The sequence below is a fragment of the Mycobacterium saskatchewanense genome, from assembly GCF_010729105.1.
Classification (GTDB): Bacteria; Actinomycetota; Actinomycetes; order Mycobacteriales; family Mycobacteriaceae; genus Mycobacterium; species Mycobacterium saskatchewanense.
Window position 1 is genome coordinate 3,715,249 of sequence record NZ_AP022573.1, and the last position, 26,026, is coordinate 3,741,274.

Genomic DNA, 26,026 nt, shown 5'->3' on the forward strand with positions numbered 1-26,026 from the left:
GAGGGAGTGGAGAGCCATGCCGAACGAGAAGCAAGCCGACCGGATGACGTCCGGCAAGGGGTTCGTCGCCGCGCTGGACCAAAGCGGCGGCTCGACGCCCAAGGCGCTGCGCTTGTACGGCATCCAGGACGACGCGTACTCGGGCGAAAAGGAGATGTTCGACCTCATCCACCAGATGCGTTCGAGGATCATCACCTCGCCCGCGTTCACCGGTGACCGGGTCCTGGCGGCGATCCTGTTCGAGCAAACCATGGACCGTGAGATCGAGGGCCGGCCGTCGACCACCTACCTGTGGGAGACCAAGGGCGTGGTGCCGATCCTCAAGATCGACAAGGGCCTGGCCGAGGTGTCCGACGACGTGCAGCTGATGAAGCCGATGCCGGGACTCGACGACCTGCTGGACCGCGCCGTGGGCAAGGGCGTGTTCGGCACCAAGGAGCGCTCGGTGATCGGCGGCGCGAACGCCGACGGGATCGCCGCGGTGGTCGCGCAGCAGTTCGAGGTGGCGGCCCAGGTGCTGTCGCACGGGCTGGTGCCCATCATCGAGCCCGAGGTGACCATCTCGATCCCGGACAAGGCGCGGGCCGAGGACATGTTGCGCGACGAGATCACCAAGCATCTCGAAAACGTGCCCGACGGGCAGCGCGTGATGCTCAAGCTGACGCTGCCCACCGAGGCCAACCACTACCGCGCCCTGGTCGACCACCCGAAGGTGATGCGGGTGCTCGCGCTGTCCGGCGGTTACTCGAGGGACGAGGCCAACGCACTGCTGGCCAAGAACACCGGGGTGATCGCGAGCTTCAGCCGCGCGCTGACCGAGGGCCTGTCGGTCGACCAGTCCGACGAGGAGTTCAACGCCACGCTCGACAAGGCGATCCAGTCCATCTACGACGCCTCCGTCGCCGGCTGAGGCCGGCGGGGTCGCCTAGTAGCGGTGCCGCGCGATGCGCGGGCGCCCATGCCCGGCTTCGCCCTCGTCGGACACCAGCGCCGGGACCATCTCGCTGGTCACCAACCCCTCGCCGCTCGTGACTTCGTCGACTATGTCGAAGGATTCGGCGATGTTCGCCGGGGTGTCGATGACGATCGTCACCACGGGCACGCGCCGGCCCAGCGACAGCAGCTTGTCACCGTGCGGTTGGCGGTCGCCGTGGAAGCCCCAGATGCCGCGCAGCACCGTCGCGCCGTCGATCGCGTCGCGCCGCCAGAGGCGCTCGACCAGCGCCCGGTGGATGGGAACACCGCCGTGCCGGGCGGATTCCGAGGTGTAGATCATCAACTTCTGCCACAGCGGCAAGCCACGCTCGTCGACCCCGGGTAGAGCGTGCGGGCGCTCCAGCAGTTCGCCGTCGCGCTTGCAAACCCGGACCCGTTCCAGGGTGATCATCGGCCGCCTGAGCAGCCCGCCGAGTTCGGGCAGGACGCGCCCGATCCGCTCACCGGATCCGACGGCGATGATCATCACCGGCACGTCGCCGTTGCGCCCGAAGAAGTGGGCGCGTTCACGCCGTCCGTGCAGGGTGCCGTCGACGCCCAGGAAGACCGATGCGCCGGCGAGTTGGCGCCGGTACATCAGGTCGCAGATCGCGACGTGGGCGGGAACACCGTAAACGCGTTCCCGGCGCCCCACATAGATCGTCAGCTTGACGGCTTCGTGCAGTTCTTCGGCAAGCTCCAGCGGCCCGATGCCGTCGCGCAGCAGCCGGGCGCGTTCCAGGGTGAGCAGCCCTCGTTGCTTGATCGCGAGTACCGGGTCGAGCAGCGCCTCGATCTTCGGTCGGGTGTCCACCGCGACGATCGCCACCGGAGGGTCTTCGGACAGGCTCAGGGATTGATCGGTTCTGAAGTGCCGTCCCGTCCCGAAACCGCCGATGCCGCGGAGTACCACGCTGGTGGCCAGCTGGTGTTCGCTGTAGAGGCCGAGCAGCACGTCGGAGACGAAGCCGTCGCCGGTGCGCCGCCGCTCGGCCAGGTAGGTGGTCAGCTTCAGACAGTCGTCGTCCACGGCCGCTCCTCACAGTGCAGTGCCGCTGAGATCCTACTTGCCGGGCCGCGCCGGCCGTCACCGCCAGCTACCGAGCGCGTCGACGATCATGCGCGTCGTGAGTTCGGCTCGGCGCCGCGAATAGCCTTGCGCGCCAGAAAGAATGGGATACACCGCGCCGCCGACGATGGCATCCGCCGCCGAGTCCGCGGCCGTGTCATCGATTCCCTCCGCCAGCAGACGGGCCCGCACGCAGTCGTGCAGCGGCGCGCTGAAGCCGGCGCGCAGTTTGACCGCCGTGTCCGCGTGCTCCATGCAGGCGACGGTCAGGATCCGCAGCATGGCCGAGCCGCGTGCGGTGGTGAGGCGGACGACCAGCTTGCCCACCCACCGCACCAGGTCCGCGGCCAGGTCGTCGGAATGGTTGACCGACCCGAGGATCTTGTCGGCGTCCTCGAGCATGACGTCTGCGACGAGCGCGGGGCGGCTGGGCCACCAGCGATAGATGGTTTGCTTGCCGACTCCGGCCCGCGCCGCGACGGCCTCGATGGTCAGGCCGTCGAAGCCGCGCTCCAGCAGCAATTCGCGGGTGGCGGTGACGATCGCCGTGCGCGACTTCTCGCTGCGGCGCCTCGGGGCGCCGGTCTGCAGACCCGCCTGAGAGAGATCGGTCGGCATTCGGTGATCCTCGTTCCCCTCAGGTTCTTGCCCACCCACCAGGTGTGCCGGCGCGCTTTACTTCTCCCGGTCAGCGCCGTAATCTCCGACAAGACGAGACGGTCCGTCTTGTAAAGGGAGGGTATCAGTCCGTGCGGCCAAAGCTAGCTCCCTCGCGGCCCGGCTCGAAGATCACGTCATGACGCTCGGCCTGACCCCCGAACAGCAGGAGCTCGCCGCCGCCGTTGGGCAGTTCGCCGGCCGGCACGCCCCGATCGCCGCGACGCGCGAGACGTTCGACGCGTTGGCGGCCGGAAAGTTGCCCGACTGGTGGGAAGCGTTCACTGCCAACGGGTTTCACGCCGTCCACCTGCCGGGGGGCGTCGGCGGGCAGGGTGGTCGGCTGAGCGACGCCGCGTGCGTGCTGGAGGCGGCGGGCAAGGCACTGCTACCCGGCCCGTTGCTGCCGACGGTCGCCACCGGAGGGGTCGCGCTGCTGGCCGAGGCGAGCCCGGCCGTCGAATCGCTGATGCGCGACCTCGCCTCCGGCGCACCGGCGGCCCTCGTCCTCCCCGACGGTGGTGACTTCCGGGTGCGCGCCGAGGGCGGTCGCCGGCTGCTCACCGGCGTCTCCGACGTCACCGCCGGCGTCTTCTCGGCGCGCACGATCCTGCTCGGCGCGCGGACCGAGGACAACGAGGTCGCGTGGGTGCTCATCGACACCGGAAACCCCGCTGCCACAGTGGAATCCGTCGACGGTACCGATCTGGTCACCGACGTGGGCATCCTCCGGCTGACCCACTACCGCGCGCCCGACAGCGACGTGCTCACGGGCATCGACCCGGACCGCGCGCAGTGCGTCGGGGTGGCGCTCATCGCCGGCACGATGGCCGGCATCGCGCAGTGGTGTGTCGAAGCGGTCACAGCACACCTACGCATCCGCGAGCAGTTCGGCAAGGCGATCGGCACCTTCCAGGCGCTGCAGCACAACGCCGCGATGTTGTTGGTGAGCAGCGAGTTGGCGACCGCCGCGGCCTGGGACGCGATCCGCGCCGTCGACGAGCCTATCGACCAGCATCAGATCGCCGCGGCAGGGGCGGCGCTGATGGCGATCGCGCCCATACCCGATCTCGTGCTGGACGCCCTGACGATGTTCGGCGCGATCGGCTTCACCTGGGAGCACGACCTGCACCTGTACTGGCGGCGGGCGATCAGTCTGGCGGCCTCGATCGGGCCGGCCAGTCGCTGGGCCAGGCGCCTGGGCCGGCTGACCTGCACCCGGCAGCGCGACATGGCGGTCAACCTGGGCGACGCCGAATCGGAATTCAGGTCGACGGTCGCCGAGACGTTGGATTCGGCTCTGGCGCTTCGCAATGACGGGCCCGGGAAGCAGGGCGACTACGAAGAATTCGCCACGGGACCCCAGCGGACGGCCATCGCCGAGGCGGGTCTCATCGCCCCGCACTGGTCGCCGCCGTGGGGAGTCGGGGCGGGCCCGCTGCGGCAGCTCATCATCGACGAGGAGTTCGCCAAGCGACCCACACTCGTCCGGCCCTCGCTCGGCATCGCCGAGTGGATCCTGCCCTCGGTGCTGCGCGCCGCGCCAAAAGAGCTGCAGGAGAGATTGATTCCGCCCACACAGCGCGGCGAGATCGCGTGGTGCCAGCTGTTCAGCGAACCGGGCGCGGGTTCGGATCTGGCCGCCCTGGCGACCCGGGCCATCAAGGTCGAGGGCGGCTGGCAGATCAACGGCCACAAGATCTGGACGTCGGCGGCGCACCGGGCGGATTACGGGGCGCTGCTGGCCCGCACCGACCCGGAAGCCCCGAAGCACCGAGGCATCGGCTACTTTGTCGTCGACATGCGCGCTCCCGGGATAGAGGTCCAGCCGATCAGGATGGCGACCGGCGAGGCCCACTTCAACGAAGTCTTCCTCGACGACGTCTTCGTTGCGGACGAGATGCTGCTCGGTGACCCGACCGGCGGCTGGGACCTCGCGATCGCCACCATGGCCGAGGAGCGTTCGGCGATCAGCGGTTACGTCAAGTTCGACCGGGCCGCCGCCCTCCGCCGGCTCGCGGCAGAGCCGGGACCCGACCGCGACGACGCGCAGCGCGCGCTCGGCGAGCTCGACGCCTACACCAACGCGATTAAGGCGCTCGGCGTGCGAGAAACCATCCGGCTGCTCGATGGGCAGGCCTCCGGGCCCGCGTCGAGCATCGCCAAGGTCGCGATGAATGTGCTGTTGCGACGCACGTTTCAGGCCACACTCCAGTTGACCGGGAGGCTGGCGATGGTTGCCGACTCCGACCCCGCGGTCGTGCGGCCGTACCTGCATCTGCCCGCCGAGCTGATCGGCGGCGGCACCAGGGAAATCCAGCTGAACATCATCGCGCAGCTGATCCTGGGCCTGCCCCGGAAGTAGGTCGGGGCAGTCGGGCTACCGCAACTGCTCGGTCGGCACCCCGTAGCGGTCCTGGTAGGCGCTCACCCGCTCTCGCACTTCGCCGGCGTCCAGCCCGGTGTCCGACCATGTGTAGCGCCCGCGCCCACCGTCGCCGGGGTGGGCGGCCAGGAAATCCCGCATCTTCCGCGCCGTCTCGGGTCGCAGCTCGCGACCGAGCTTCCGATAGACGTCCCCGATCGTCGTCCACGGATCGTTGGCGAAATCGCGGTACAGCACGTCGATGATCCGTCCGTCCGGGACGGCACCGCTGTCACGCAGCGCCATCTCGCGGTCGAGGCCGACGACGATCTCCTCGTAGTTCTGGGCGGCGCACTCGGCGATGGTGGATACGTCGCTGCCCATGCGCCGCAGATGGTGGGTCAGCGCGGCGATCGACGAGATGACATTGAGCGGATCGCGGTGCGTCTGCACGATCAGTGCGTCGGGGTACGCCGCCAGGAGGTCGTCGAGGCGCCACAGGTGTGCCGGTGATTTCAGCAACCACTGGCCGGGCACACCGGATTGCAGGTGTTGCAGGAAGATTCGGTGGAAGCGGTAGGCCCCGGCATGGTCGGCTTCATAGAGCAGCCAGCGGTAGTAGCCGGGCAGGCGATACTGCACGGAGAAGATCATGCTGGTGAACTCGCTGGCGGTGATGCGGACGCACTCCTGTCCGACCAGAGCGCCCATCGGGTGAAAGGCCAAGAAGCCCGGAATGATCTGCTCGGACATCTCGATGCTGGCCTGCGTTTGCGCAATCCGCGGATCGGTCCGGTAGGTCTCGGGCTGCGGGGCCGGGCACGGCGCGTCCACCTCCCACGTCAGCGGGGCCCGCAGGTCGGGATCCTGCGCGAGCAGGTCGTAGAGGATCGTGGTCCCGGTGCGCGGCTGGCCCACGATCACGATCGGCGCCTCGATGGGTCGCTGCGCGATCTCAGGATGAGCTGTGCGCCAGGCGATCACGTCGAGGCGGTTCTTCAGCGCGCGCATGATGTCGAGGCAGGCGATCTCCACGCCGATGTCCGACAGGCGGGCCTCACTGACGAGTCCGTCGGTGAGGCGGCGCAGCCCGGCCTGCCAGCCGTCCTCGCCGAAGTCGTCGCTGCCCGCCTCGGTGCAGGCGGCGGCGACGAGCCGGTCCGGGTCGAATCGCTCCCGCAGCGTCACGCGCGCTCCTCGCGTCGGCGGACCGCAACCGCGACGGCGGGCGCCGCCGGGTTGTCCAGCCAGCGCACCACCACGAAGCCACGCCGGCGGCCGCCGGTATCGAGCCAGTGGCCAAACCCGTAGTCCCGCTCGGAGATTGCGATGCGGACCCGGCCGTCACCTTCGGGGCGTAGCGCACGGTTGGTCACCGAGCTGTTCCGGCGGCGCGGCTCGAGGCACTCGTGCCAGATGCTCTCCAGCGTGACGTTCCAGTAGCGGGTGTCGGGCGGCTCGATGTCGAGCACGAGCGCTTCACCGGGATCGAGCCGGAACGTCCCCATCATGTAGAGGTTGTCGGGGGTGGTGTCGGCGGCACCCAGGTCGGCGGCCGCCGCCGTCATCAGGGTGTTGGGGCGGTCGAGCAGCTCCGGCTTGATCGTGCGGTGCAGCGTAACGAGTTTCATCAGGGTCCACGCCATGGCGGTGAACTGTTCGGCGAGTTCGTCGTCGGACAGCGCCGACGGTGGCCGGGGGTCCAGGGCTTCGATGCGCAGTGTGGCCAATTCCTCGGTTGCCGGGTCGCCGATGTATTCCCGGACGACGACCGACGATGCGTCTTCGGGGATCTTGACCCACTGCGCACCGGCGAGATTCGCGGGCTCGTCGGCCGAGAGCACCAACGCGAACCGGCCGTCGGTCGGTGTGAGGTCCGTGTCGCTGACGTAGTTGGCCATCCGCCGCGGGGTCAGGCCCGTGCCGGCGAGCACCTGGAATCCGAGGTACGCGGTGGTACCGAGGACACCGGTGATCCGGTAGCGCCGGTCGCCGCGGATCATCGCCAGGTAGTAATTGCCGTCGGGGTTCGGCCCGCCGATCATCCTTGTGTCCGAACACATGTCGAAGAACGACGGCCGGTCCGGGTCGGCCTCCACCGACAGCTGCGAGCAGAGCGAGGAGACCCGCGCGATGACCCGCAGGCCCTCGACGAGTTCGCGCTCGGATTCGGCGTCCTCGAGCACAATCGCGGTGACGTCGGCGAGCATCTGCTGGAAGAACTGCCACGCGGCACGAGACAGCGGGGCGACCTGGTGAGACGCCGCCGGCACCACGATGTGAGACATAGTCTTATAATTAGACTATGTCTCACCGATTGGCAACCGACCTCCCGGGAAGTCGTGAACGAATGCCGCTCGTCGAACGGAGGCGCACGGCGACGCGTCAGCGCATCGCGCGGGCGGCAGCGCAGCTGGTCGGCACCGTCGGTCTGGCGGGTGCGACGGTGGACCGGATCGCGGACTCGGCGGCCATCGGGCGGGCGACTTTCTTCCGTTACTTCAACTCAAAGGAAGATGCGGTGGCCGAGGGCATGAACGCCCATTGGCTGAATCGCATCACCAACGCGCTGGCCGCGCAGCCGGCGGCCCTGACCGCCACCGAGGCCGTGGTCGGGGCCTTCAGCGAGCTCGCTGTCGGATTCACCGAAATCGAGGACCAGGTGCGTGAATTAGCCACGCTTACCCGGTCATCCGAGACGCTGGATGCGTGGACGTTGCGCATGTATGTCCGGTACGAGTCGGCGATCGCGGAGCTCATCGCGCCGCGGATACCCATGTTGGCCCCCCAGGATCCCAGGCCGCGGTTGATCGGTGCGTTGGCGATGGCCGCGGTGCGCATCGCCCTCGACGACTGGCTGAGCCATGGGGGATCGCTATCCGACCGGGTGCATCAGGGTCTGGCCGCGATCGCGATCGCGTAGGCGCATTCTCGCGGGGGCGGGTTACATCTGCGCCCAGACGATCTTCGTCTGCAGGTAGGTCTCCAGGCCCGCCCTGCCGGACTCATAACCCCAGCCGGACTGCTTGTAGCCGCCGAAGGGCATGGAGTGGTCAAACTGCATCTGACAGTTCAGTCCCACGGTTCCGGCCTTGAGCCGCTTGGCGATCCGGTGTGCGCGGCCGAGGTCCGAGGTCCAGGCGGTGGCGGCCAGCCCGTAGGTGCTGTCATTGGCCAGCGCAACCGCCTCGTCCTCGTCGTCGAACGGTACGACCGCGACCACCGGTCCGAAGATCTCCTCCTGGAACAGCCGGCTCGTCGGGGCGACGTTGGTGAGCACGGTCGGGTGCACGAAGTAACCCTTGCGGTCGAGCCGGTGCCCACCGGTGACCACCTCGACACCGTCGGCCCTGCCCTGGTCCAGGTAGCCCAGCACCCGATGCAGCTGTTTTCGGCTGATCAGCGGGCCGATCAGGCTGCCCTCGTCCTTGGGTCCGCCCTGCGGCAGCCCGTTCGCGACGTTCGCCAGTTGCTCTACGAACTGTTCGTAGACGCCGCGCTGGACGAAGATCCGGGATCCGCAGACGCATGCCTGACCAGAGTGGATGAACGTACCGAACGCCGCCATCGGGACGGCCTTCGACAGGTCGGCGTCGTCGAAGACGACCACCGGCGACTTTCCGCCGAGTTCCAGCGTGACCTTCTTCAGGTTGCTCTCGCCCGCCGCGTGCACGATGGCCCGGCCGACTTCGGTCGATCCCGTGAAGGCGACCTTTTCGACGTCGGGGTGCGCGGTGATCGCCGCCCCCGCAGTGTGCCCGTAGCCCAGCAGGAGGTTGGCCACCCCTTCGGGCACGCCCGCCTCGTGCAGGATGTTGTCGAGCACCAATGCCGACAGCGGAGTCTCCTCGGCGGGTTTGACGACGCTGCTGCATCCCGCGGCGAGCGCCGGGGCGAGCTTGCAGCAGAAATTGAAAACCGGCCCGTTCCAAGGGAAGATCAGCCCGACCACGCCATAGGGCTCCTTGAGCGTGTACGCGTGCTGGTGCGAGTCGATGCCGGTGAGTCCCCCGGTGTGGATGTCGGCCGCGATGCCCTCGATCTTCGTGCACCAGCCCGCGTAGTAACGAAAGAACTCCGAGCCGACGGTCACGGTGCCCTGGGCCTGCAGCGGGGTCATGCCGGCGTTGAGTGATTCCAGCTCGGCGAGCAGCTCGGCGTTCTGGTCGATCAGCTCGCCCACGCGCCACAGGATCTTGGCCCGCTCGCTGGGGGGCTGGTCGCGCCAGATGCCCGACTCGAAGGACGCCCTGGCCCGCGCGACGGCCTCGTCGACGGCCTCGGGGCCGCAGTCCCTGAACTCGGTGACCTGTTCTTCGGTGGCGGGATCGACGACCGCGATCGTCTCTCCTGTGCCGGGTCGGTCGCGGATCTCGTCGAGCACAGCCTGCACCGTCATGGCTTCCCCTTCGCGCGTCTTTGCGACTTGAACGCGGCTTCGATGCGTGAGCAAAGCCGCACCAGCGGGAAGTTACGCGCTTAACCAAGGGATGTCCAGCGTCGGCGCGGGCCGCTGCGGCCGACCGGTTCGCCTACGTCGACGCGCGCACGACGAGGCGGGCGATGTCCGTTGGTTCGGGCGGGGGGTGGGGCGGGATAACCCAATTCTGTGAGGACGGCGCTGATGGCCGCGTCGGCGACCGCGGCCGGATTGAACTCCACCGTGGTCAGCGGGGGAGAGCTCAGCACCCCCATCGGGGTGGCGTCGACCCCGATCACGGCGAGGTCGCCCGGGCATTGCAATCCCGCCTCGCGGATGCCGTAGAGGACCACACAAGCAATCTCGTCGCTCTGGGCGCACACCGCGGTGACACCGTCGTGCACCCACTCGGTCACCACCGCCGCCGCGTTGGCCTGGGTGAGGTCGGCGACGCGAACGGGCGACAGACCACGGGCCCGCGCCGCACCGGCTACGCCTTCGAGCCAATAGTCGCCGAGCGGTCGCCACCGGGGAATCCCGGTGTAGGCGAACGCGATTCGCCGATGCCCCCGCGCGACCAGGTGCTGGACTCGGAGCTCGCCGACCGATAGGTGCGGGTCACCGAGCGAGGAAAGCGCCCCGATGTCGATATGCGGAATGGCGGCGGCCTCTATCGCGTCCAGCACCGTCTTGCTCAACGGGAATAGGCTCGTGACCGCCACCGGGTCCAGACCCTCGACCGCGTCGATGACATGCTGGTCTTCCTCGGTCTCGAAGAGCTGCACCGCGAGCAGGCCTTGGCGCGCCAGCTCCGTCGTCATCCGACTCCCGGCCAGCATCGGCATTTCCCCCACCGCCACCCGTGGGATGACGTAAAGAACCACACCGCCCGTGCCCCGCGCCAGATTTCGGGCGGCAAGGTTCGGCCGATAACCGGTGAGCTTCGCGGCCCGGTACACCGCCTCACGGGTTTCCGCGGAAATCCTGCGCCCCTGGACGTCATTCAGTACGTAGCTGACCGTCGCGGTCGACACGCCGGCGAGGCGGGCCACATCGGCGGTCGTCGGCCGCATTGCCTTACTCGAGCTCACCCGCGTCGCCTTCCAGCCTGGCCATGGTTCATGGTGGCATGCCCCGAACGTCGGCAACGCGCCATCCCGGCACCTTGCGCGAAGCATGAGCGGCGGCGACTTCGGACTAATAGTAATTGACTGCCGCGCCGCTTTGACGGCAATCCGAGTGGTCGCCGGCTGGGCGCAGACGGTCCGTCGGGCGCAGCTAGGGCCTTCCGGCGTTGGAAGACAGCGATTCCGAGGAATCGGGCGTTCCGCATTGCGCCGGCGCCGCCCATTGACACTGTGACGCACGCCATTGTCTACTAGTCGTCAACGTGGGAAGGCCGGCGGGTGCACAGAGACGATCTGATCCTGATCAGCGTGGACGACCACATCGCCGAGCCTGCCGACATGTTCGACGCGCACGTGCCCGCCAGGTACAAGCACCTGGCCCCGAGGGTCGTCATCGAGCCCGACGGCATCCAGCAGTGGTATTACGGCGAGATCCGCGGCCGCAACATGGGACTCAACGCCGTCGCCGGCAAGCCCCGCGAGATGTACAACGTCGATGCGTCACGGTACGACGAGATGCGGCCGGGCTGCTTCAACGTCGACGAGCGGATCCGCGACATGGACGCCGGCGGCCAGCTGGCTGGCCTGAACTTCCCGAACTTCACGGGCTTTTCCGGCCAGGTCCTCAACCAGGGCCCGGATCGCGACATCAACCTGGTGATGATCAAGGCCTACAACGACTGGCACGTCGACGAGTGGTGCGCGGCCTATCCGGGCCGGTTCATCCCGTGCGGCATCCTGCCGTTGTTCGACGTCGAAGAGGCCGCCAAGGAGGTCAAGCGGCTCGCCGGAAAGGGGTGCCACGCCGTGACGTTCTCGGAGAACCCCGAGGCGCTACAGATGCCGAGCATCCACACCGAGTACTGGTATCCGCTTTTCGAGGCCGTCTGCGAGAGCAACACCGTGCTGTGTACCCATGTCGGCTCGGCGTCGCGCTCCCCGATGGTGTCGACGGACGCTCCCCCCAGCGTCATGATGACGGCGTCGTCGATGATGAGCATGTTCACCTTCACCGAGCTGATCTGGGCACAGTTCTACGCGGACTTCCCCGACATCAAGTTTTCGCTTACCGAGGGCGACGTCGGGTGGATACCCTACTTCCTCTGGCGGGCCGAGCACGTCTATAACCGGCACTCGGGGTGGACGCTGGCGCGTTTCCCGCCGGGCTACAGCGGGCCCACCGACGTGTTCCGGCGCCACTTCTACACGTGCTTCATCAGTGACAAGGTCGGCGTTCAGAACATGGATTGGTTCGACGAGGACATGTTGTGCTGGGAATCCGACTTCCCGCATTCGGACAGCAGTTGGCCGTTCGCCCCCGAGGACGTCATGGAGACCATGGGCCACCTGGACGACTCGGTCATCAACAAAATCACCCACGAAAACGCCATCACCGCCTACTCTTTCGACCCGTTCCGCCACGTCCCGAAGGACCAGGCCCGGGCGGGCTACCTGCGCGGCCGGGCCACCGACGTCGACGTCGTCACGCATGTGGGCCACCGTGCCAGCCAGCGCGACCGCGACGCGTGGGCCCGGATGACGCAATTCGCGCTTCAGGCCCAGGCAACGGCCGAGGCCGGCGGTGTTGCGGGACGCGCAACGACGCTGGGCAACTGACCGGTGCCGGCCCGAGCCCCCTTCGAGGGTTGGCGCGTGCTGGAGCTGTCCAACGGTATCGCGGTGTCCTACTGCGGCAAGATGTTCGCCGACGCGGGCGCGGACGTCGTGAAAATCGAATCCTTGCAAGGGGATTCGATGCGCTCGTGGTCGGCGGGCGGCCCGCCGGGGACCCTGTTCGGCTACCTGGCCGCGGGCAAGAGGTCGGTCGCCGGCGGGGCGCAGGCCGCGGTGCTGCTGGCCGGCGCCGACATCGTGCTGACCGACCTGACCGACGGTTGGACGCTCGACGGCCTGAGGGCGCGCACCGGCCCTTCGGCGGTGGTGGTGGCGGTGACACCGTTCGGGACAACGGGCCCCTACGTGGACGAGGGGGTGGTCGCCAACGAGTTTATTCTGCAGGCCCTGTGCGGATCGATCGCCGGCCGCGGTTGGCCGGGGGATGAGCCCGTGCAGGCCGGCGGCCGCCTCGGCGAGTGGCTGGCGGGCGTGTTCGCGGCCGCGGTCGCGGCCGCCGCCGCCCGGCACGCCATCCGGAGCGGGCGCGGCGAGATCATCGACGTCTCCACCTACGAGGCGATGGCGATCGCGATGGGTGGGCTGTCGGCCATGTCGGCCAGCGTGCTCGGCGCGGATTCCCGCCTGCAGCAGCGGAGCCTCGAACTGCCGTCGATCGTTCCCACCGCTGACGGCCTGGTCGGCTTCTGCACCATCACGGCGCAACAATTCCAGGACTTCCTGGTGATGATCGACCGTGCCGATCTGGTCGACGACGCCGAGCTGGCCTCGTTCGACGGGCGCGTCTCCCGGCGCGACGAGTTCCTCGCCATGGTCACCGCATGGACCCGGACCCGGACCACCCGGGAGATCGTCGACCTCGCGGTGGCGTTCCGAATCCCGGTGGCTCCCATCGGTTCACCCGCGACCCTGCCCGAGGTCGATCATTTCGTGCGGCGGGGTGTCTTCGTCGAGTCCGCCTGTGGGTCGCTCCACCCGCGGGTGCCGTATCGCGGCGACGCGATGCTGACGCGGCCGCCGGGGGCGGCCCCGCGCCTCGGCGCCGACAATGGGCGCGTGCACTGGGCGGCCCGCCCGGTGCGAGTCGGTGGGGATGCGGACGAGCTTCCCTTGGCGGACATCCGGATAACCGACTTCACCGCCTTCTGGGCCGGGCCCGTCGCCACCCAGCTGCTCGGCGCGCTGGGCGCCGACGTGATCAAGATCGAGGGCGTCCGCCGGCCGGACGGGTTGCGGTTTGCGGGCGGCCGCCCGCCTACCTGGGACCACTGGTGGGAATGGGGCCCGGTGTTCCTGTGCAGCAACAACAACAAGCGCGGCATCAGCACGGAACTGGGCACCGACGCCGGACGGTCGATCGCCCTGGACCTCATCGCCGCAAGCGATCTCGTGATCGAGAATTTCTCGCCGCGGGTGATGGAGAACTTCGGCTTGGAGTGGGAGACCGTGCACGCCGTCAACCCCCGCGCCGTCATGGTTCGCATGCCGGCCTTCGGTCTGGACGGGCCGTGGCGCGACCGCGTCGGCTTCGCGCAGACGATGGAACAGGCGACGGGGATGGCGTGGATGACGGGTCACGCGGACGGGCCGCCGGTGATCCCGCGCGGCGTGTGCGACCCGATCGCCGGGTTGCACGCCGCCTTCGCCGCGATCGCCGCGCTGGTGGTCCGCGACCGGGACGGCTCGGGGTTGCACGTCGAGTCGACCATGGTGGAGTCGGCCCTCAATGTGGCCGCCGAGATGGTGCTCGAGTACTCCGGCAACGGAATCGAGTTGTGCCGGGCCGGGAACCGGGGTCCGGGCGCAATTCCGCAGGGCATTTACCCCTGCCGCGGCGACGACGAGTGGGTCGCCCTGGCCGCGCTGGACGACCCCGCCCGAACGTCGTTGGCGGGCTTGATCGGTCAACCCCCGCTCCGGGCGGACGAATGGCGTGATCGCGCCGACGAACTCGACAAACTGATCTCGCATTGGACCACGGGGCGCCCGCCGGCCGAAGCGGTCGCGGCGTTGCGCGCCGCCGGGGTGGCGGCGGCACGGGTTTCACCGGCCTCGGCCCTGTTGAGCGACCCGCAACTGCTCGCCCGGGGCTTCTGGGAGAGGGTCGATCATCCCGCCGCCGGATCGTTCTTGTGCACCGGCATGCCGTTCGCGTTCGCGGGCCGGCCGCGTCGCTGGATTCGCCGGGTATCGCCGCTCTACGGGCAGCACACCGCCGAGGTGCTGACCGGTCTCCTGGAGCGCGACGAGCGGGACCTCGAGGTGTTGCGCGAGCGGGGGATCATCGGCTCGCGGCCGGCGGGATTGTGACATGGCCGTCACCCTGTGCGTACCACCGCGGACGGGCGAATTGTGCACACCGGTACGTTTTTTGGTGCGGCGGGACTCCGTGGTGATGGAGCTGACCGCCCGGCACCTCATCACCGGCGTCGAGTGGGACGAGACCGAACGCGCGGTGGCGATGGTCGTCGAGATCACCGACCCGCAGACCGCACGCCCCGTCGACGTACGGATCGACGTGGTACCGGCCGGAACCTCCCGTGCCGAGGGTCGATCCAAGAGTATCGGGCGCATCAGGCGTGGCGGGCAAGACTACGAGGTCGTGGGCACCTACCTGGGAGTTGTCGCGGATGAGAACTGAGTCGAAAAAGCCGACGGCCGCGATCGTGGGGGTGCACAACACCCGGCAGGGTCGCCGCCTGGATGGCGAAACGTCGCGAAGCCTGGCGCTCGAAGCGATTCGTGGCGCGCTGGCCGACGCCGGCCTGAGCCTCGACGACGTCGACGGAATCAGCGCCGGCGCCCTGTCCACCGCACTGATCTACGATCTGCGCCTTGGCCCCGCCTGGCAGGGGCTGGGGTTCGGGGTGGGCATGGTCACCGAGGCGGCCACCGCCATCGAGCACGGCATGGCCGACGTGGTGGTGCTGGTCGCCGCGCAGGCCGGCGAATACCGTGACCACGAGGCGACCGCGCCGTGGACCCGGCCCGAGAACGAATTCGTCGCGCCGTGGGGAATGTTCACGGCCGCCGAGTTCGCCCTGATCGCCCGCCGCCACATGCACGTCTACGGCACCACGCGGGAACAACTTTCGATGGTGGCGACGACGATCCGCAACAACGGGTCGCGGAATCCCGAAGCCGTGTATTACCAGCGCGGGCCGTTCACCACGGCCGACATCACCGCGTCGCGGCCCATCGCCGACCCGTTTCATCTGCTGGACTGTGCCACGACCTCGGAAGGAGGGTGCGCGTTGGTCGTGGCCAACATCCACAAGATGGACGTCGCGAGCCGGCCGATCTATGTGCTGGGTAGCGGCGCGGACTTTCACGGCCCCTCCTATCAGCACCCGCCAGCGTGGGACCTCGCCGGGAGGCGCGACGGGTACAGCAACGGCGTCGTGGGCAGGCGGGCCGCCGAGCGTGCCTTCGCCCACGCGGGGCTGCGCCGTGACGAGGTCGACGTGCTCGAGCTCTACGACCCGTTCTCGTTCGAAATCATTCGTCAGCTCGAGGCATTCGGCTTCTGCGGCGAGGGTGAGGGGGGACCCTTCGTCGCCGACGGCCGCATTGCCGTCGACGGCAGCCATCCGATCACCACCGATGGAGGAACCATGTCGTTCAGCCATGCGGGCTCCAACCCGCAGATGATGCAGCGGGCCATCCGAGCCGTTCAGCAGCTGCGGGGTCAGGCCGGTGACCTGCAGGTGGCCAACGCGCATATCGCGCTGTGCAGCAACGGGGGAGCGGGAGCTTTGTTCACCACCGTGCTCATCTTGGGAGACGAGCCGCGGTGAGCGTCCTGCGGCCGCAGCGTGGGCCCGTCCCGCACACCGGCAGCGCGCTCAGCTCGCCCTTTTGGGAGGGATGCCGTTCGGAAGAGTTGCGCTACCAACGCTGCGAGGTCTGCGGTGTGGCGAGCTTTCCACCGAGTGAGCATTGCCGCCAATGCCTTTCGGCACAGCTGCGCTGGGCACGAAGCGACGGGCGGGGGACGGTGTACAGCTGGACGGTGGTGCGTCGGCCGGTGACCGTGGAGTTCGAACCTCCCTACGCGCCGGCGATCGTCACGCTCGACGAGGGCTACCAGATGCTGACCAACATCGTCGGCGTGGAACCCGCCGGCTTGAAGATCGGCATGCGCGTCAGGGTGCAGTTCCATCCCGTGGCTCCCGGGATGACGCTGCCGTACTTCACGCCGTCGTCGTGAGCCCGCGGGCCAGCGCCGATGGTCTGCCGGCAACCGCCTATCTCGTCCTGGGGGTGCTGGCGGCCAACGACGAGCGGCTCACCGCCGGGGAGATCAAGACGCGCGCCGAGTTGTCGGTGGGGCATTTTTATTGGTCACCGTCGGTGAGTCACGTTCGCAGAGAATTGAACCGGTTGTTGGCGCGCGGGATGGTCAACGAGATGGGCGCTTCATCCGGCAGGCGCGCCATCACGCTGTACGAGACCACCGATGCCGGGCTCGACGCCCTGCGCCGGTGGGTGCAGCACTTCCCGGGCGAGGACCAGGTCGTCATCAAGCACCCCGTGATTCTCAAGACCTGGCTGGCCCGGGGAGAGGACCCCGACCGCGTGATCGAGACGCTGGATCGTCATCTCGAGGCGACCCGGGTCCGGCTGGACGAGGCGCTGTGGTCGCGGCAGCGCTCCCGCGAACTCGGCATCACCGGTGACCCGAAGCAGCGATTCTCCTTCGCCGTCCTCGACTACGCCATCCGCGGTCTGTATGCCGAGATCTCCAACATCACCCAGTTGCGCGACGAGATCGCCGCGGGCACAACGCGGGATCCCGTCAAACGGGTGCGACGGTCGAAGGGGCAGATTCGCCGTCGGGCACCCCGGGACTAGTCCCACGCTCGTGGTACGCGGTGCCGCGAGGCTCGCGCTCCCAGAGCGTCTCCCCCTCTCGCACCGCGGTCGCCTCGGCGATCAGCTGGCGCTTGAGGACCTTGTGGGTGGCCGTGCTGGGCAGATCGGCGGCGACGCGGACGTAGCGTGGGCGCGCCTTGGGGGACAGGTCGGGCTGCGCTGCGAGGAACGCCTCGAATCCATCCGGGTCCAGCGCCCGGCCCTCGTTGAGCACGATCGCCGCCATCACCTGGTCACCGACACGTTCGTCCGGCACGGCGTACACCGCGACGCGGTTTATCGCGCTGTGGCGCAGCAGGATTCGTTCGATCGGGGCGGCGGCGAGGTTCTCGCCGTCCACCCGCATCCAGTCGGCGGTGCGGCCGGCCAGGTAGATCCAGCCGTCGGCGTCTTTATAGGCGAGGTCCCCGGACCAGTACATGCCGTGGCGCATGCGTTCGGCGTTGGCCTCCGGATCGTTGTAATAACCGGTGAAGAAGCCCGAGCCTGCCGTGTTGACCAGCTCGCCCACGGCGTCGTCGGCGTTGACCAGTGCCCCGTCGGCGTCGAATTGGGCGACCGCGCACTCGGTGACGGTGTCGCTGTTGTACACCGCCACCCCGTCGATGCCCCTGCCGATGGAGCCCCTGGGGGTTCCCGGCTCGCGTATCACGATGACGGCGTTCTCCGTCGATCCGAAGCCGTCTTCCACCTGGACGCCGAAGCGGCGCCCGAATTCCTCGATGTCCTTGTCGTTGGCCTCGTTTCCGAAGGCCACCCGCAGCGGATTGTCGGCGTCGTCGTCGCGCTCGGCCGTGGCCAGTATGTAGGCGAGCGGCTTGCCGACATAGTTCATGTACGTCGCGCCGTAGCGGCGCACCTCGTCGAGGAACTGCGTCGCCGAAAACCTCGCCGGCACGATCGCGGCCCCCGAGCAGACCGCGGGCGCCCATCCCGCGACGACGGCATTGGAGTGGAACAGGGGCATCGACACGTAGCAGGTGTCCTGCGGGGTGAGCGCGAACCGCTCGACCAGGTTGAGGCCGGCGAACGTGGCCATCAGGTGCGAGACCTGGACCGCCTTGGGGTTTCCGCTCGTCCCCGAGGTGAAGATCATCATGAACGCGTCCATCGCGGAGACCTCGCGGTGGGGCACGAGTTCCCCGGCGCCGCGCAGGAACTCGTCCCAGTCCGGCGCCGAGACGTCCAGGATCCGCGTGTCACCGAGGTCCAGGCCGTCCAGCAGGGGCCGGTGTTCGGCGTCGGTCACCACGAACTGGCAGTCGGCCCGCCGGACGTCGGCGGCCAGCGCCTCGCCTCGCCGGGTGGTGTTGAGCCCGCACAGCACGTAGCCACCCAGGCCGGCGGCCGCCATCTGTGCCAGCATCTCGGGCGTGTTGCCCAGCAGGGTGCCGATGTGCAGTGGTCCGTGCGGATCCGCGGCGTCGATCAGGGCCGCGGCCCGGGCCGCCGCGTGCGCCAGATAGTGCTGCCAAGACCATTGCAGGTCAAGGTGTCTCACGGCGATCGCGGGGTCGTGCAGACGCTTGCGCAGCAGCGCCTGAATCGTGTCGTCAGTCATTCCGATCCACCTTCACAGCGCCCGTCGCACCGGCGAGACGAGACGGTGCGTCTCATGGTAGCCAGTCCCTATCCACCGACCATGATCAGGCCGCCGTCGACCGCCAGCAGTTGGCCGGTGATGAAGCCCGAGCCGGGACCGGCGAGGAACACCAGCACCGGGCCGAGATCGCGCGCTGGGTCGCCCAGCGCGCCGCCCAGCGGGATCATCATTTTCATCTGCTGGTCGATGAGCCCGCTCGCCTCGGGCCCGAGGAAGTCCCGCAGGCGGTCGGCCCCGGGGGTCTGCACCGCCGGCGCCAGGGCGTTGACGGTGACCTTGTCGGCCGCCCAAGCCTTCGCGGCCGATCGCGTCCACGCCTGCACGGCACCCTTCGTCGCCGCGTACACAGCCGAGACCGGGCTGCCCATAACGGCTTCCGACGAGCCGAAGTTGATGATGCGGCCCCCCTTGGGGTCCTGCTCCTTCATCACGGCATACGCGGCCTGATTGGTGAGGATCGTCGCCTTGACGTTGGTGTCCAACAGGAAGGAGATCTCGTCGACGCCGATGTAGCCGGGTATCCCCGCCTGCCACAGCCCGGCGGCGTTCACCAGCACGTCGAGGCCGCCGAGCTGGTCGGCGGCCCGTCGCACCATCGCGGCGACTGCGTCGGCGTCGCGCACGTCGCACCGCAGCCACGCGGCGGCAAGGTCGTCCGGCGGCGGAGTCTGGTGATACGTCGCGGCGACCTCGGCCCCCGCCGAGGCGAGGGCTTCGACGGCGGCGGCGCCGATCCCGGTCGCCCCGCCGGTGACCAGGATGCGTCGGCCGTGCAGCGCCTTGTCCATGAGTTTCTCCTATGTCAAGCCGCTGCCAGTTGGCAAGGCTTTTGGCGGTTGTTGTGGTCGGTGTGAAGGTGGCGAAAGACGACGCGGGCGAGGCGGCGCTTGAGGCAACGAAGAGCTTCGGGGGCGGAGTCGCCTTGAGCGAGGCGGTGCCGGTAGTAGGTCTGGCCTAGGCCGTCGAGGCGAATCTGGGTGACGGCGATGCGGTGCAGCGCAGCGTTGAGCTGGCGGTTGCCCGAACGCGTCATCCGGACCCGGCCGTGGGTGTTGCCCGACCACACCGGCACCGGCGCCACACCGCTATGGCGGGCGAAAGCTGCCTCACTCTTGAATCGGGTGACGCCAGCGGTCTCGCCGACAAGCTTGGCCGCGGTCAGCTCCCCGCATCCGGGCATCGCCAGCAGCACCGGGGCGACGGCACGCACATGCTCACCGATGCGTTTAGCCAAGGCGTTGATCTGTTCGGTGAGTCGAGTGATGTCGGCCAACTCGTCGCTGGCCAACTCGGCGAGCAGACCGTCGAGGGTGTTCAGCCAGTCACCGAGGATGACCCGGTGTTTGGCCAGGTCCAATGACCGAGCCACCGGGGCGCGCTCGGGATCGAGCTCGTGAATACGCCAGCGCAGCCGGTTGATCATCGCAGTCCGTTGTGCGACAAGGACTTCGCGGCGATCGACCAACAACTTCAACTCACGTGACACCTCGTCGTGAGAGGCGACGGCAGATCTGGCTCGCGCAGAAATGCCCGCGCGACCGCCAACGCATCGATGGGATCGGACTTGCCGCGCGTGCGCGCCGAAGCCCGCACCTGAGCCATCATCTTCGGGGGAACCCGCACCACGTTCTGACCAAATCCGAACAGGTCGCGTTCCAGACGCGCCGACAAGTGCCGGCAGTCCTCGATGGCCCAGACGACGTCGTCGCCGAAATGTTCGCGGGCCCACATCACCGCCTCGGCATGCCCAGCGGTGACCGCCGTAACGGTCTTCTCACCAACCTTGCGGCCCACCTCGTCGACGGCGACAAAGGTATGCGTGCGCTTGTGTACATCGGCTCCAACAACAACCATGGTGGTTGCCTCCATTCACTGAGAGGTGACGGTTGGGCCGGTCGGCGGACAAACCTCAGTGGGGGCGGTGCCACGCTCCTATCAAGTCACGCCGGCCGGTCCTTCACACCTGGTGCCGACAAAACGCATGCACGCCAACCCGAAGGCGGCACCGACGCTACGAGCCAAGCACCAGATGATCAGGATCCCACCACCGCGATCAGCGGCACCTCACCCTGACACTGACGCAACGCTAGCCGCCGAACGTCGAGTTGTTGCGCGAAGATGGCCGAAATTGGCCCAACAACTCGACGTTCGGCGCGGGCAGCCCGCCGACGATTTCGTGACCACTGGCTAAGTCCCTCTTCGGAGCGCGATCGACTCAGCCGCCCCCGCGGGGCTCTTTTGCGGCCACCCCCCACAGGACCTCGAACAGGTTTCGCTGCATCTCGACGAACTCGACGCTTTCCACCACGAGCGCAAAACTCTCCCGCTTCGACGAGATCATCGCGACTGCCGCGTCGCCGATGATCATCGTCATCGTGAAGACATATTCGGCGGGCACGTAGCGGGTGCGCCGGTAGTCCTCATCACTCGATGGCCAACCGCCCGGCAAGTCCTTCTCCGGCGACCGCAGGACGTGTAGCCAGAGTTTGCGTTCCCGCCGTCCGGCGACGTACTCGTCCATCGCCTCGACGCCCGGCACGGTCAGCAGGTCGCGCATCGACAGGACGCCCCGAAGGGGCGACGGCCAATCCAGCGTCTCGAACAACGCCGTCCTGATCCCGCTGACCCCCTCCAGGTACCGCACACGCGGAGCCGTGCCGCCCTTGGCGTACATAGCCCGCAGCTGAGGGATCAGCGATTCGAGCATCCGCCGCCGCTGACTCCACTCGTCCAGCAGGTGTTGCGGATCCGCCGCTCGCACGATTGTCGTGGGGCGACCACCGGCCCGCCCTCCCCGGTGGCTACCCCCCTCGATCAGCGAGAGGAGGCCCCGCTGAGCCAGCCGCTTGGCGATGTCGTACGCGTTTGTCCGGCTGATCTGCGACGCCTCGGCGACCTGGGCGACGGTGGCCGAATCCATACTGAGTGCCGCGAGATAGAACCGAGCCTCCTTGGGTTCGAGACCGGCTTCGACGAGCTCAGCCCACATCGCGCGTCCCACTCACCTCCGTCGCGGCCGCGACGTTACCGCGTCTGACCGGCCGCGGGCCCCATGGAAAGTCAAGATCTGTGGAGCATATCCGGTGCGCCTGTCTCAGTGGCTGACCGGCTTCTGCACACCGACGCCGGTGAGGGACCGGACTTCCATCTCGGCCTGCTTGGCGGGGTCCTCCCGCCGGCGGCGGCCCAGCTGCGTTCCGACGACCCCGAGGGCGAACCCAAGGGGGATCGAGACGATGCCCGGATTGGCCAACGGGAACCAGGCGAAGTCGGCATGGGGAAACATCGCCGCCGGGTTCCCGGAGACGGCGGGCGAAAAGACGATGAGCACAAGGCAAGACGCCAAGCCGCCGTAGATGCTGAACAGGGCGCCGACGGTGTTGAATCGCTTCCAGAACAACGAGTACAGCAAGGTCGGCAGGTTGGCCGAGCCGGCGATCGCGAATGCCAGCGCCACCAGAAACGCCACGTTCTGTCCCATGGCGAGGATCCCCAAAACGATGGCCATGACGCCAATCACGGCAACGAGCGCCCGTGAGACGCGGACCTGCTGTTCTTCCGTGGCATTGCCGCGCTTGATCACACCGGCGTAGACGTCGTGGGCGAGCGAGGTCGCGGCCGTGATCACCAGGCCAGAGACCACGGCCAGGATGGTTGCGAATGCGACGGCGGCGATCACGCCGAGGAAAATGCTGCCGCCCAACCGGTATGCGAGCAGCGGTGCAGCGGAGTTCTCCTTGCCGGCGGTCGACAGCACGGTGTCCGGGCCGACCAGCCACGCCGCACCGTAACCGATGGCCAACGAGAACAGATAGAAGACGCCGACCAAGCCGATCGCCCAGGTGACCGAGCGACGCGCCTCTCGTGCCGTCGGAACCGTGTAGAAGCGCATCAGCACGTGCGGCAGGCCGGCGGTGCCCAGCACCAGCGCGACGCCCAGCGAGATGAAATCGCGTTTGGTGGTCGGTGTGACGCCGTATTTGGCGCCGGGTTCCAACAGGTTACGTCCGGCGATTCCCTTGGTAATGGACGCGTCCGCCTTCGCCTGCGCGTGGGCGAGCAGTTGGGAGAAGTTACCCCGCACCGCGAGCACCACGAGGAAGAACATGATGGCGGCCCCCGACACCAGGAGCGCCGCCTTGACCATCTGAACGTAGGTCGTGCCCTTCATGCCCCCGATGAGCACGTAAGCGATCATCAATGCGCCCACCACGGCCACCACGGCGGACTGGCCGACACGGCTGTTGATGTTGAGCAGCAGGGCGACAAGCCCGCCGGCGCCTGCCATCTGGGCGAGCAGATAGAACAGCGAGACGGTGAGCGTGGACAACGCGGCCGCCGTGCGGACGGGCCGCTGCCGCAGCCGATAACTGAGGACATCTGCCATGGTGAAGCGCCCCGTGTTGCGCAAGAGTTCGGCGACGAGCAACAGCGCCAGCAACCACGAGACGAAAAAGCCGATCGAGTAGAGGAAGCCGTCGTAGCCGTACACGGTGATGGCACCTGACACGCCGAGGAACGACGCCGCCGACAGGTAGTCGCCGGCGATCGCGAAACCGTTTTGCGCACCGGAGAACTCACCCCCGCCGGTGTAGAAGTCGGCAGCGTTCGTGGTGCTCCGGCCCGCGCGGATCACCAAAGCCAAGGTGACGATGACGAAGAACGCGAACACCGCGATGTTGACCACCGGATCGCCGACATGGGAGGCCGCCGCGAGGTTGACGGTCATCAGAGCGCCCCTTCGAGCTTTGCCCGAATGGCCGCGGCACGCGGATCGAGCGAGCGGTTGGCGAATCTGACGTAGAGCGCGGTAATCGCGAAGGTGGTGGCGAACTGGCCGAACCCGAGTACCACACCGAGGTTGATGTTGCCGCAGACCTTGATCGCCATGAAGCCGCGCGCGTACATGGCAAGCAGCATGAAGGCCAGGTACCAGGCGAGGAAGAAGGCCGTCATCGGGAACGTGAACCGGCGTAACCGCCGGCGCAGATCCCGGAACTCCGGGCTGTCCTGCACCTCCTGGAAGGTCTGGAGGTCTGACGTCCCGGTGCGGGCGTCGATCAGGGGTTGTGGCACGTCCTACCTCCGGGTGCAGCGGCCGGTGTCGAAGATTCTCGACCGTGTGGATGAGTGGCCTATCCAGTGATGCGGACCACTATAAAGTCCTCCAGGACATACCGCCAGCCATGCAACTGGGTCGAGGAGGCCGCGTGGTGTCGAGCAGCCTCGACAATTAGCCCGCGACCTGCGGTGCGAAGCGCAAGCGGTCTGTAAATTGTCGAGAAAATTAGACAATCGCGACAATGAAGCGGGGCCTCGTCGGGAGTTGACAGCTCTTCAACTGGGTCTATGGTGGGATCTGAGTTCAGTCATACCCCGAAATGAATGTCGACAGATTCAGACATTCTGAGCGCCGCCCCGTATCCAAGGAGTCTCACGTGTCCCTCGCCCCGCTGCCCAGGGTGTCCGTTGCCGCAGTTCAGGCGGCGCCGGTCTTCCTCGACCTGCAGGCCTCCCTCGACAAGGTCGAGGAGCTGGTTCGTACCGCCGCTCGCGACGGCGCCCAGCTGGTGGTTTTCGGGGAGGCCTTCCTCGCCGGGTTCCCCGCCTGGAACGCCGTGCTGCCTCCGATCGACCAGCATCCGCTGCACGAACGCTTGGTCGCCGCGTCGATCGTGGTGCCCGGACCGCACACCGACCGGCTCAGCCGCATCGCCCGGCAGAACGGCGTGGTGCTTTCCGTGGGGATCAACGAGCGCAACCCGAACAGCCTTGGGCAGCTGTGGAATTCGAACCTGGTGTTCGACCGGAACGGCCGCTTGGTGAACCACCGCCGCAAGCTGGTGGCCACCTGGTACGAGCGCCTGACATGGTCCCACGGCGACGCCTACGATCTGCGGCCGGCGGAACTCGACGGGTGGCAGCTCGGTGCCCTCATCTGTGGCGAAAACACCAACACGCTCGCGAGATTCACCCTGCTCGCGCAGGGCGAGCGCATGCACCTCGCGACCTACCCGCCCGCGTGGCCGTTCGACGGGCGCACGGAGAACTTCGAATACGACCTGGCCGAGAGCATCCGACTCCGCAGTGCGGCACACGCATTCGAGGGCAAGGTGTTCGTCGTCGTCGCGGCCACCACCCTGGACGAGGTGGCCATGCGCGAGATTGCCCAGGGCGACAACCGAATCGAGCGGGCACTGACCGCGGCACCGCCGGCGTCGATGGTGGTCGGTCCCGATGGCCGGCTCGTCGCCGGCCCGCTGACCGCCCCCGAGGGGATCCTGCACGCGGAAATCGACCTGCAGCGTGAGGTCGTGGCCAAGCAGGCCCATGACATCGTCGGCACGTACAACCGCGCGGACATCTTCCAGCTGTCGGTCGACACGCGCCGACCCGCGATACTTCGCGCGCCCCACGAGTCGGCCGAACACTCTGCGGTCAACGGCGCCGCCGCCCACACCGGCGCTCGGCCGCTGACCGACGAGCGCGCGAGTACCATGGTAGAACTGCGCTCGGACGACGCGTCCGTCGGATCGTCTTAGCGATCCGACGAATTCTCGTCGACCCGGAGCAGGTCGACATCGGAGACCAGCTTGAGGTGGTCGTCCATCGCGGCCGCGGCAGCGTCGGGGTCCTGCCGTCGGACGGCCTCGGCGATACGTCGGTGACCCTCAAGCGATGCCCGTGGACGTCCGCGCTGCGACAGCGACTCGATGCGGCTCTCCCGGATGAGCCCCGCCATCTCGCGCATCAACTTCGCGAGCAGCGCCGAGTGCGCCGCCACGGTCAGGGCCTCGTGGAATTGCTCGTCGCCCGCGACGCCGCGGTCACCGTCGGCGATTTCGGATTCCATTGTCGCCAAGGCCGATTCGATCGCCGCCAGCTCGTCGTCGGTGCGTCGCGCCGCGGCCAGCGCGGCGATCTTCACCTCGAGCGCCTGCCGGGCCTCGATGATGTCGGGCAAGCGATCCGCGTGCTCCCGCAGGGCCGCGACGGCCCGTTCCTCGCTCGGCCGCCCGACCAGGACGGCCCCGTCGCCGTGGCGAACCGCCAGCACGCCCTGCACCTCGAGGGCCACCAAGGCCTGGCTCACCGAGGCGCGGCTGACGCCGAGTTTCGCGGCGAGTTCCCGTTCGGCGGGGAGGCGGTCCCCCGGAGCCAGTCCAGCGTCGTCGATGTACGCGCAGATCTGTTCGACGATCACCTCATAGAGGCGGGGACGGCTTACCGGACGAAGTTGCTGGGCCACTGGGTCACTCACTCTCCTCGCAGCAAACGGTACCCCACTCCGCAATCATCG

The 26,026-nt window shown here is 68.0% G+C and carries 21 protein-coding genes and 2 pseudogenes; 10 read left to right on the forward strand and 13 right to left on the reverse strand.

What is annotated here, in order from left to right:
* Positions 1-16: 16 nt before the first annotated feature.
* On the forward strand, positions 17-910 hold the full coding sequence (locus G6N56_RS17540) for a fructose bisphosphate aldolase (protein ID WP_085256491.1): 894 nt from the start codon (positions 17-19) through the stop codon (positions 908-910).
* A 15-nt stretch (positions 911-925) separates the two neighbouring features.
* Here G6N56_RS17540 and G6N56_RS17545 read toward each other — a convergent pair whose 3' ends face one another.
* Both G6N56_RS17545 and G6N56_RS17550 read right to left on the reverse strand, forming a co-directional pair.
* On the reverse strand, positions 926-2,005 hold the full coding sequence (locus G6N56_RS17545) for a DUF190 domain-containing protein (protein WP_085256490.1): 1,080 nt from the start codon (positions 2,003-2,005) through the stop codon (positions 926-928).
* Between the two features lie 57 nt (positions 2,006-2,062).
* A complete protein-coding gene (locus tag G6N56_RS17550; protein ID WP_085256489.1) occupies positions 2,063-2,662 on the reverse strand; it encodes a TetR/AcrR family transcriptional regulator in 600 nt (199 codons plus the stop codon).
* Positions 2,663-2,840: 178 nt separating this feature from the next.
* Here G6N56_RS17550 and G6N56_RS17555 point away from each other — a divergent pair, with 178 nt between their 5' ends.
* Positions 2,841-5,066: an acyl-CoA dehydrogenase family protein gene (locus tag G6N56_RS17555; RefSeq protein WP_085256488.1), complete on the forward strand. Its 2,226-nt coding sequence runs from the start codon at positions 2,841-2,843 to the stop codon at positions 5,064-5,066.
* Positions 5,067-5,081: 15 nt separating this feature from the next.
* Here G6N56_RS17555 and G6N56_RS17560 read toward each other — a convergent pair whose 3' ends face one another.
* Together G6N56_RS17560 and G6N56_RS17565 are read right to left on the reverse strand one after the other, a co-directional pair.
* On the reverse strand, positions 5,082-6,254 hold the full coding sequence (locus G6N56_RS17560; protein ID WP_085256487.1) for a sulfotransferase family protein: 1,173 nt from the start codon (positions 6,252-6,254) through the stop codon (positions 5,082-5,084).
* On the reverse strand, positions 6,251-7,354 hold the full coding sequence (locus G6N56_RS17565) for a DUF1214 domain-containing protein (RefSeq protein WP_085256486.1): 1,104 nt from the start codon (positions 7,352-7,354) through the stop codon (positions 6,251-6,253). Before G6N56_RS17565 ends, G6N56_RS17560 begins: the two co-directional genes overlap by 4 nt.
* 17 nt (positions 7,355-7,371) lie before the next feature.
* Between G6N56_RS17565 and G6N56_RS17570 the strand changes: the two genes are divergently transcribed.
* Entirely contained in the window at positions 7,372-7,989 is a 618-nt protein-coding gene (locus G6N56_RS17570) for a TetR family transcriptional regulator (RefSeq protein ID WP_232069086.1), read from the forward strand.
* 21 nt (positions 7,990-8,010) lie between these two features.
* On the opposite strand, the gene G6N56_RS17575 is transcribed toward G6N56_RS17570, so the two are convergent.
* A complete protein-coding gene (locus G6N56_RS17575; protein WP_085256484.1) occupies positions 8,011-9,465 on the reverse strand; it encodes an aldehyde dehydrogenase family protein in 1,455 nt (484 codons plus the stop codon).
* Positions 9,466-9,598: 133 nt separating this feature from the next.
* Positions 9,599-10,559 (reverse strand): annotated as a pseudogene (locus G6N56_RS17580) (LacI family DNA-binding transcriptional regulator).
* Positions 10,560-10,892: 333 nt separating this feature from the next.
* On the opposite strand from G6N56_RS17580, the gene G6N56_RS17585 reads away from it, so the two are divergent.
* From G6N56_RS17585 to G6N56_RS17610, 6 genes are read left to right on the forward strand one after another with little or no spacing between them, the layout of a single operon-like run.
* Positions 10,893-12,230, forward strand: a complete 1,338-nt coding sequence (locus G6N56_RS17585) for an amidohydrolase family protein (RefSeq protein ID WP_085256482.1) — start codon at positions 10,893-10,895, stop codon at positions 12,228-12,230.
* 3 nt (positions 12,231-12,233) lie between these two features.
* On the forward strand, positions 12,234-14,558 hold the full coding sequence (locus G6N56_RS17590) for a CaiB/BaiF CoA-transferase family protein (protein WP_085256481.1): 2,325 nt from the start codon (positions 12,234-12,236) through the stop codon (positions 14,556-14,558).
* A 1-nt stretch (position 14,559) separates the two neighbouring features.
* Positions 14,560-14,889, forward strand: a complete 330-nt coding sequence (locus tag G6N56_RS17595) for a hypothetical protein (RefSeq protein WP_085256480.1) — start codon at positions 14,560-14,562, stop codon at positions 14,887-14,889.
* The gene (locus tag G6N56_RS17600) at positions 14,879-16,045 is read left to right on the forward strand and encodes a thiolase family protein (protein ID WP_085256479.1); all 1,167 of its coding nucleotides are present in this window, start codon (positions 14,879-14,881) and stop codon (positions 16,043-16,045) included. Before G6N56_RS17595 ends, G6N56_RS17600 begins: the two co-directional genes overlap by 11 nt.
* Positions 16,042-16,458: a Zn-ribbon domain-containing OB-fold protein gene (locus G6N56_RS17605; RefSeq protein ID WP_085256478.1), complete on the forward strand. Its 417-nt coding sequence runs from the start codon at positions 16,042-16,044 to the stop codon at positions 16,456-16,458. The genes G6N56_RS17600 and G6N56_RS17605 overlap by 4 nt, the downstream gene beginning before the upstream one ends.
* Positions 16,455-17,102: a PadR family transcriptional regulator gene (locus G6N56_RS17610; protein WP_085256477.1), complete on the forward strand. Its 648-nt coding sequence runs from the start codon at positions 16,455-16,457 to the stop codon at positions 17,100-17,102. Before G6N56_RS17605 ends, G6N56_RS17610 begins: the two co-directional genes overlap by 4 nt.
* Here G6N56_RS17610 and fadD1 read toward each other — a convergent pair.
* From fadD1 to G6N56_RS17640, 6 genes and pseudogenes are all read right to left on the reverse strand, one after another.
* Positions 17,047-18,684 carry a fatty-acid--CoA ligase FadD1 gene (fadD1, locus tag G6N56_RS17615; protein WP_085256476.1) on the reverse strand — a complete coding sequence of 546 codons (1,638 nt, stop codon included), beginning with the start codon at positions 18,682-18,684 and terminating at the stop codon, positions 17,047-17,049. The genes G6N56_RS17610 and fadD1 overlap by 56 nt on opposite strands.
* Positions 18,685-18,752: 68 nt before the next feature.
* Positions 18,753-19,514: an SDR family NAD(P)-dependent oxidoreductase gene (locus G6N56_RS17620; protein ID WP_085256475.1), complete on the reverse strand. Its 762-nt coding sequence runs from the start codon at positions 19,512-19,514 to the stop codon at positions 18,753-18,755.
* Positions 19,515-19,528: 14 nt separating this feature from the next.
* Positions 19,529-20,595, reverse strand: a pseudogene (locus tag G6N56_RS17625) (IS110 family RNA-guided transposase).
* Positions 20,596-20,941: 346 nt separating this feature from the next.
* A complete protein-coding gene (locus G6N56_RS17630) occupies positions 20,942-21,727 on the reverse strand; it encodes a TrmB family transcriptional regulator (RefSeq protein ID WP_232069087.1) in 786 nt (261 codons plus the stop codon).
* A gap of 93 nt (positions 21,728-21,820) precedes the next feature.
* A complete protein-coding gene (locus G6N56_RS17635; RefSeq protein WP_085257752.1) occupies positions 21,821-23,455 on the reverse strand; it encodes a monocarboxylic acid transporter in 1,635 nt (544 codons plus the stop codon).
* Complete coding sequence (locus G6N56_RS17640) at positions 23,455-23,802, reverse strand: DUF485 domain-containing protein (RefSeq protein ID WP_142280791.1); 348 nt, start codon at positions 23,800-23,802, stop codon at positions 23,455-23,457. Before G6N56_RS17640 ends, G6N56_RS17635 begins: the two co-directional genes overlap by 1 nt.
* Positions 23,803-24,164: 362 nt before the next feature.
* Between G6N56_RS17640 and G6N56_RS17645 the strand changes: the two genes are divergently transcribed.
* Positions 24,165-25,268, forward strand: coding sequence for a carbon-nitrogen hydrolase family protein (locus G6N56_RS17645; protein WP_232069088.1), 1,104 nt, complete (start codon positions 24,165-24,167; stop codon positions 25,266-25,268).
* On the opposite strand, the gene G6N56_RS17650 is transcribed toward G6N56_RS17645, so the two are convergent.
* On the reverse strand, positions 25,265-25,975 hold the full coding sequence (locus G6N56_RS17650; RefSeq protein WP_085257754.1) for a FadR/GntR family transcriptional regulator: 711 nt from the start codon (positions 25,973-25,975) through the stop codon (positions 25,265-25,267). The genes G6N56_RS17645 and G6N56_RS17650 overlap by 4 nt on opposite strands.
* Between the last annotated feature and the right edge of the window lie 51 nt (positions 25,976-26,026).

Bases quoted from the DNA above. Each gene is read 5' to 3' on its own strand.
- G6N56_RS17540 (WP_085256491.1), top strand. From the start codon at position 17: ATGCCGAACGAGAAGCAAGCCGACCGGATGACGTCCGGCAAGGGGTTC.
- G6N56_RS17550 (WP_085256489.1), bottom strand. From the start codon at position 2,662: ATGCCGACCGATCTCTCTCAGGCGGGTCTGCAGACCGGCGCCCCGAGG.
- G6N56_RS17555 (WP_085256488.1), top strand. From the start codon at position 2,841: ATGACGCTCGGCCTGACCCCCGAACAGCAGGAGCTCGCCGCCGCCGTT.
- G6N56_RS17565 (WP_085256486.1), bottom strand. From the start codon at position 7,354: ATGTCTCACATCGTGGTGCCGGCGGCGTCTCACCAGGTCGCCCCGCTG.
- G6N56_RS17570 (WP_232069086.1), top strand. From the start codon at position 7,372: ATGTCTCACCGATTGGCAACCGACCTCCCGGGAAGTCGTGAACGAATG.
- G6N56_RS17575 (WP_085256484.1), bottom strand. From the start codon at position 9,465: ATGACGGTGCAGGCTGTGCTCGACGAGATCCGCGACCGACCCGGCACA.
- G6N56_RS17595 (WP_085256480.1), top strand. From the start codon at position 14,560: ATGGCCGTCACCCTGTGCGTACCACCGCGGACGGGCGAATTGTGCACA.
- G6N56_RS17600 (WP_085256479.1), top strand. From the start codon at position 14,879: ATGAGAACTGAGTCGAAAAAGCCGACGGCCGCGATCGTGGGGGTGCAC.
- fadD1 (WP_085256476.1), bottom strand. From the start codon at position 18,684: ATGACTGACGACACGATTCAGGCGCTGCTGCGCAAGCGTCTGCACGAC.
- G6N56_RS17620 (WP_085256475.1), bottom strand. From the start codon at position 19,514: ATGGACAAGGCGCTGCACGGCCGACGCATCCTGGTCACCGGCGGGGCG.
- G6N56_RS17635 (WP_085257752.1), bottom strand. From the start codon at position 23,455: ATGACCGTCAACCTCGCGGCGGCCTCCCATGTCGGCGATCCGGTGGTC.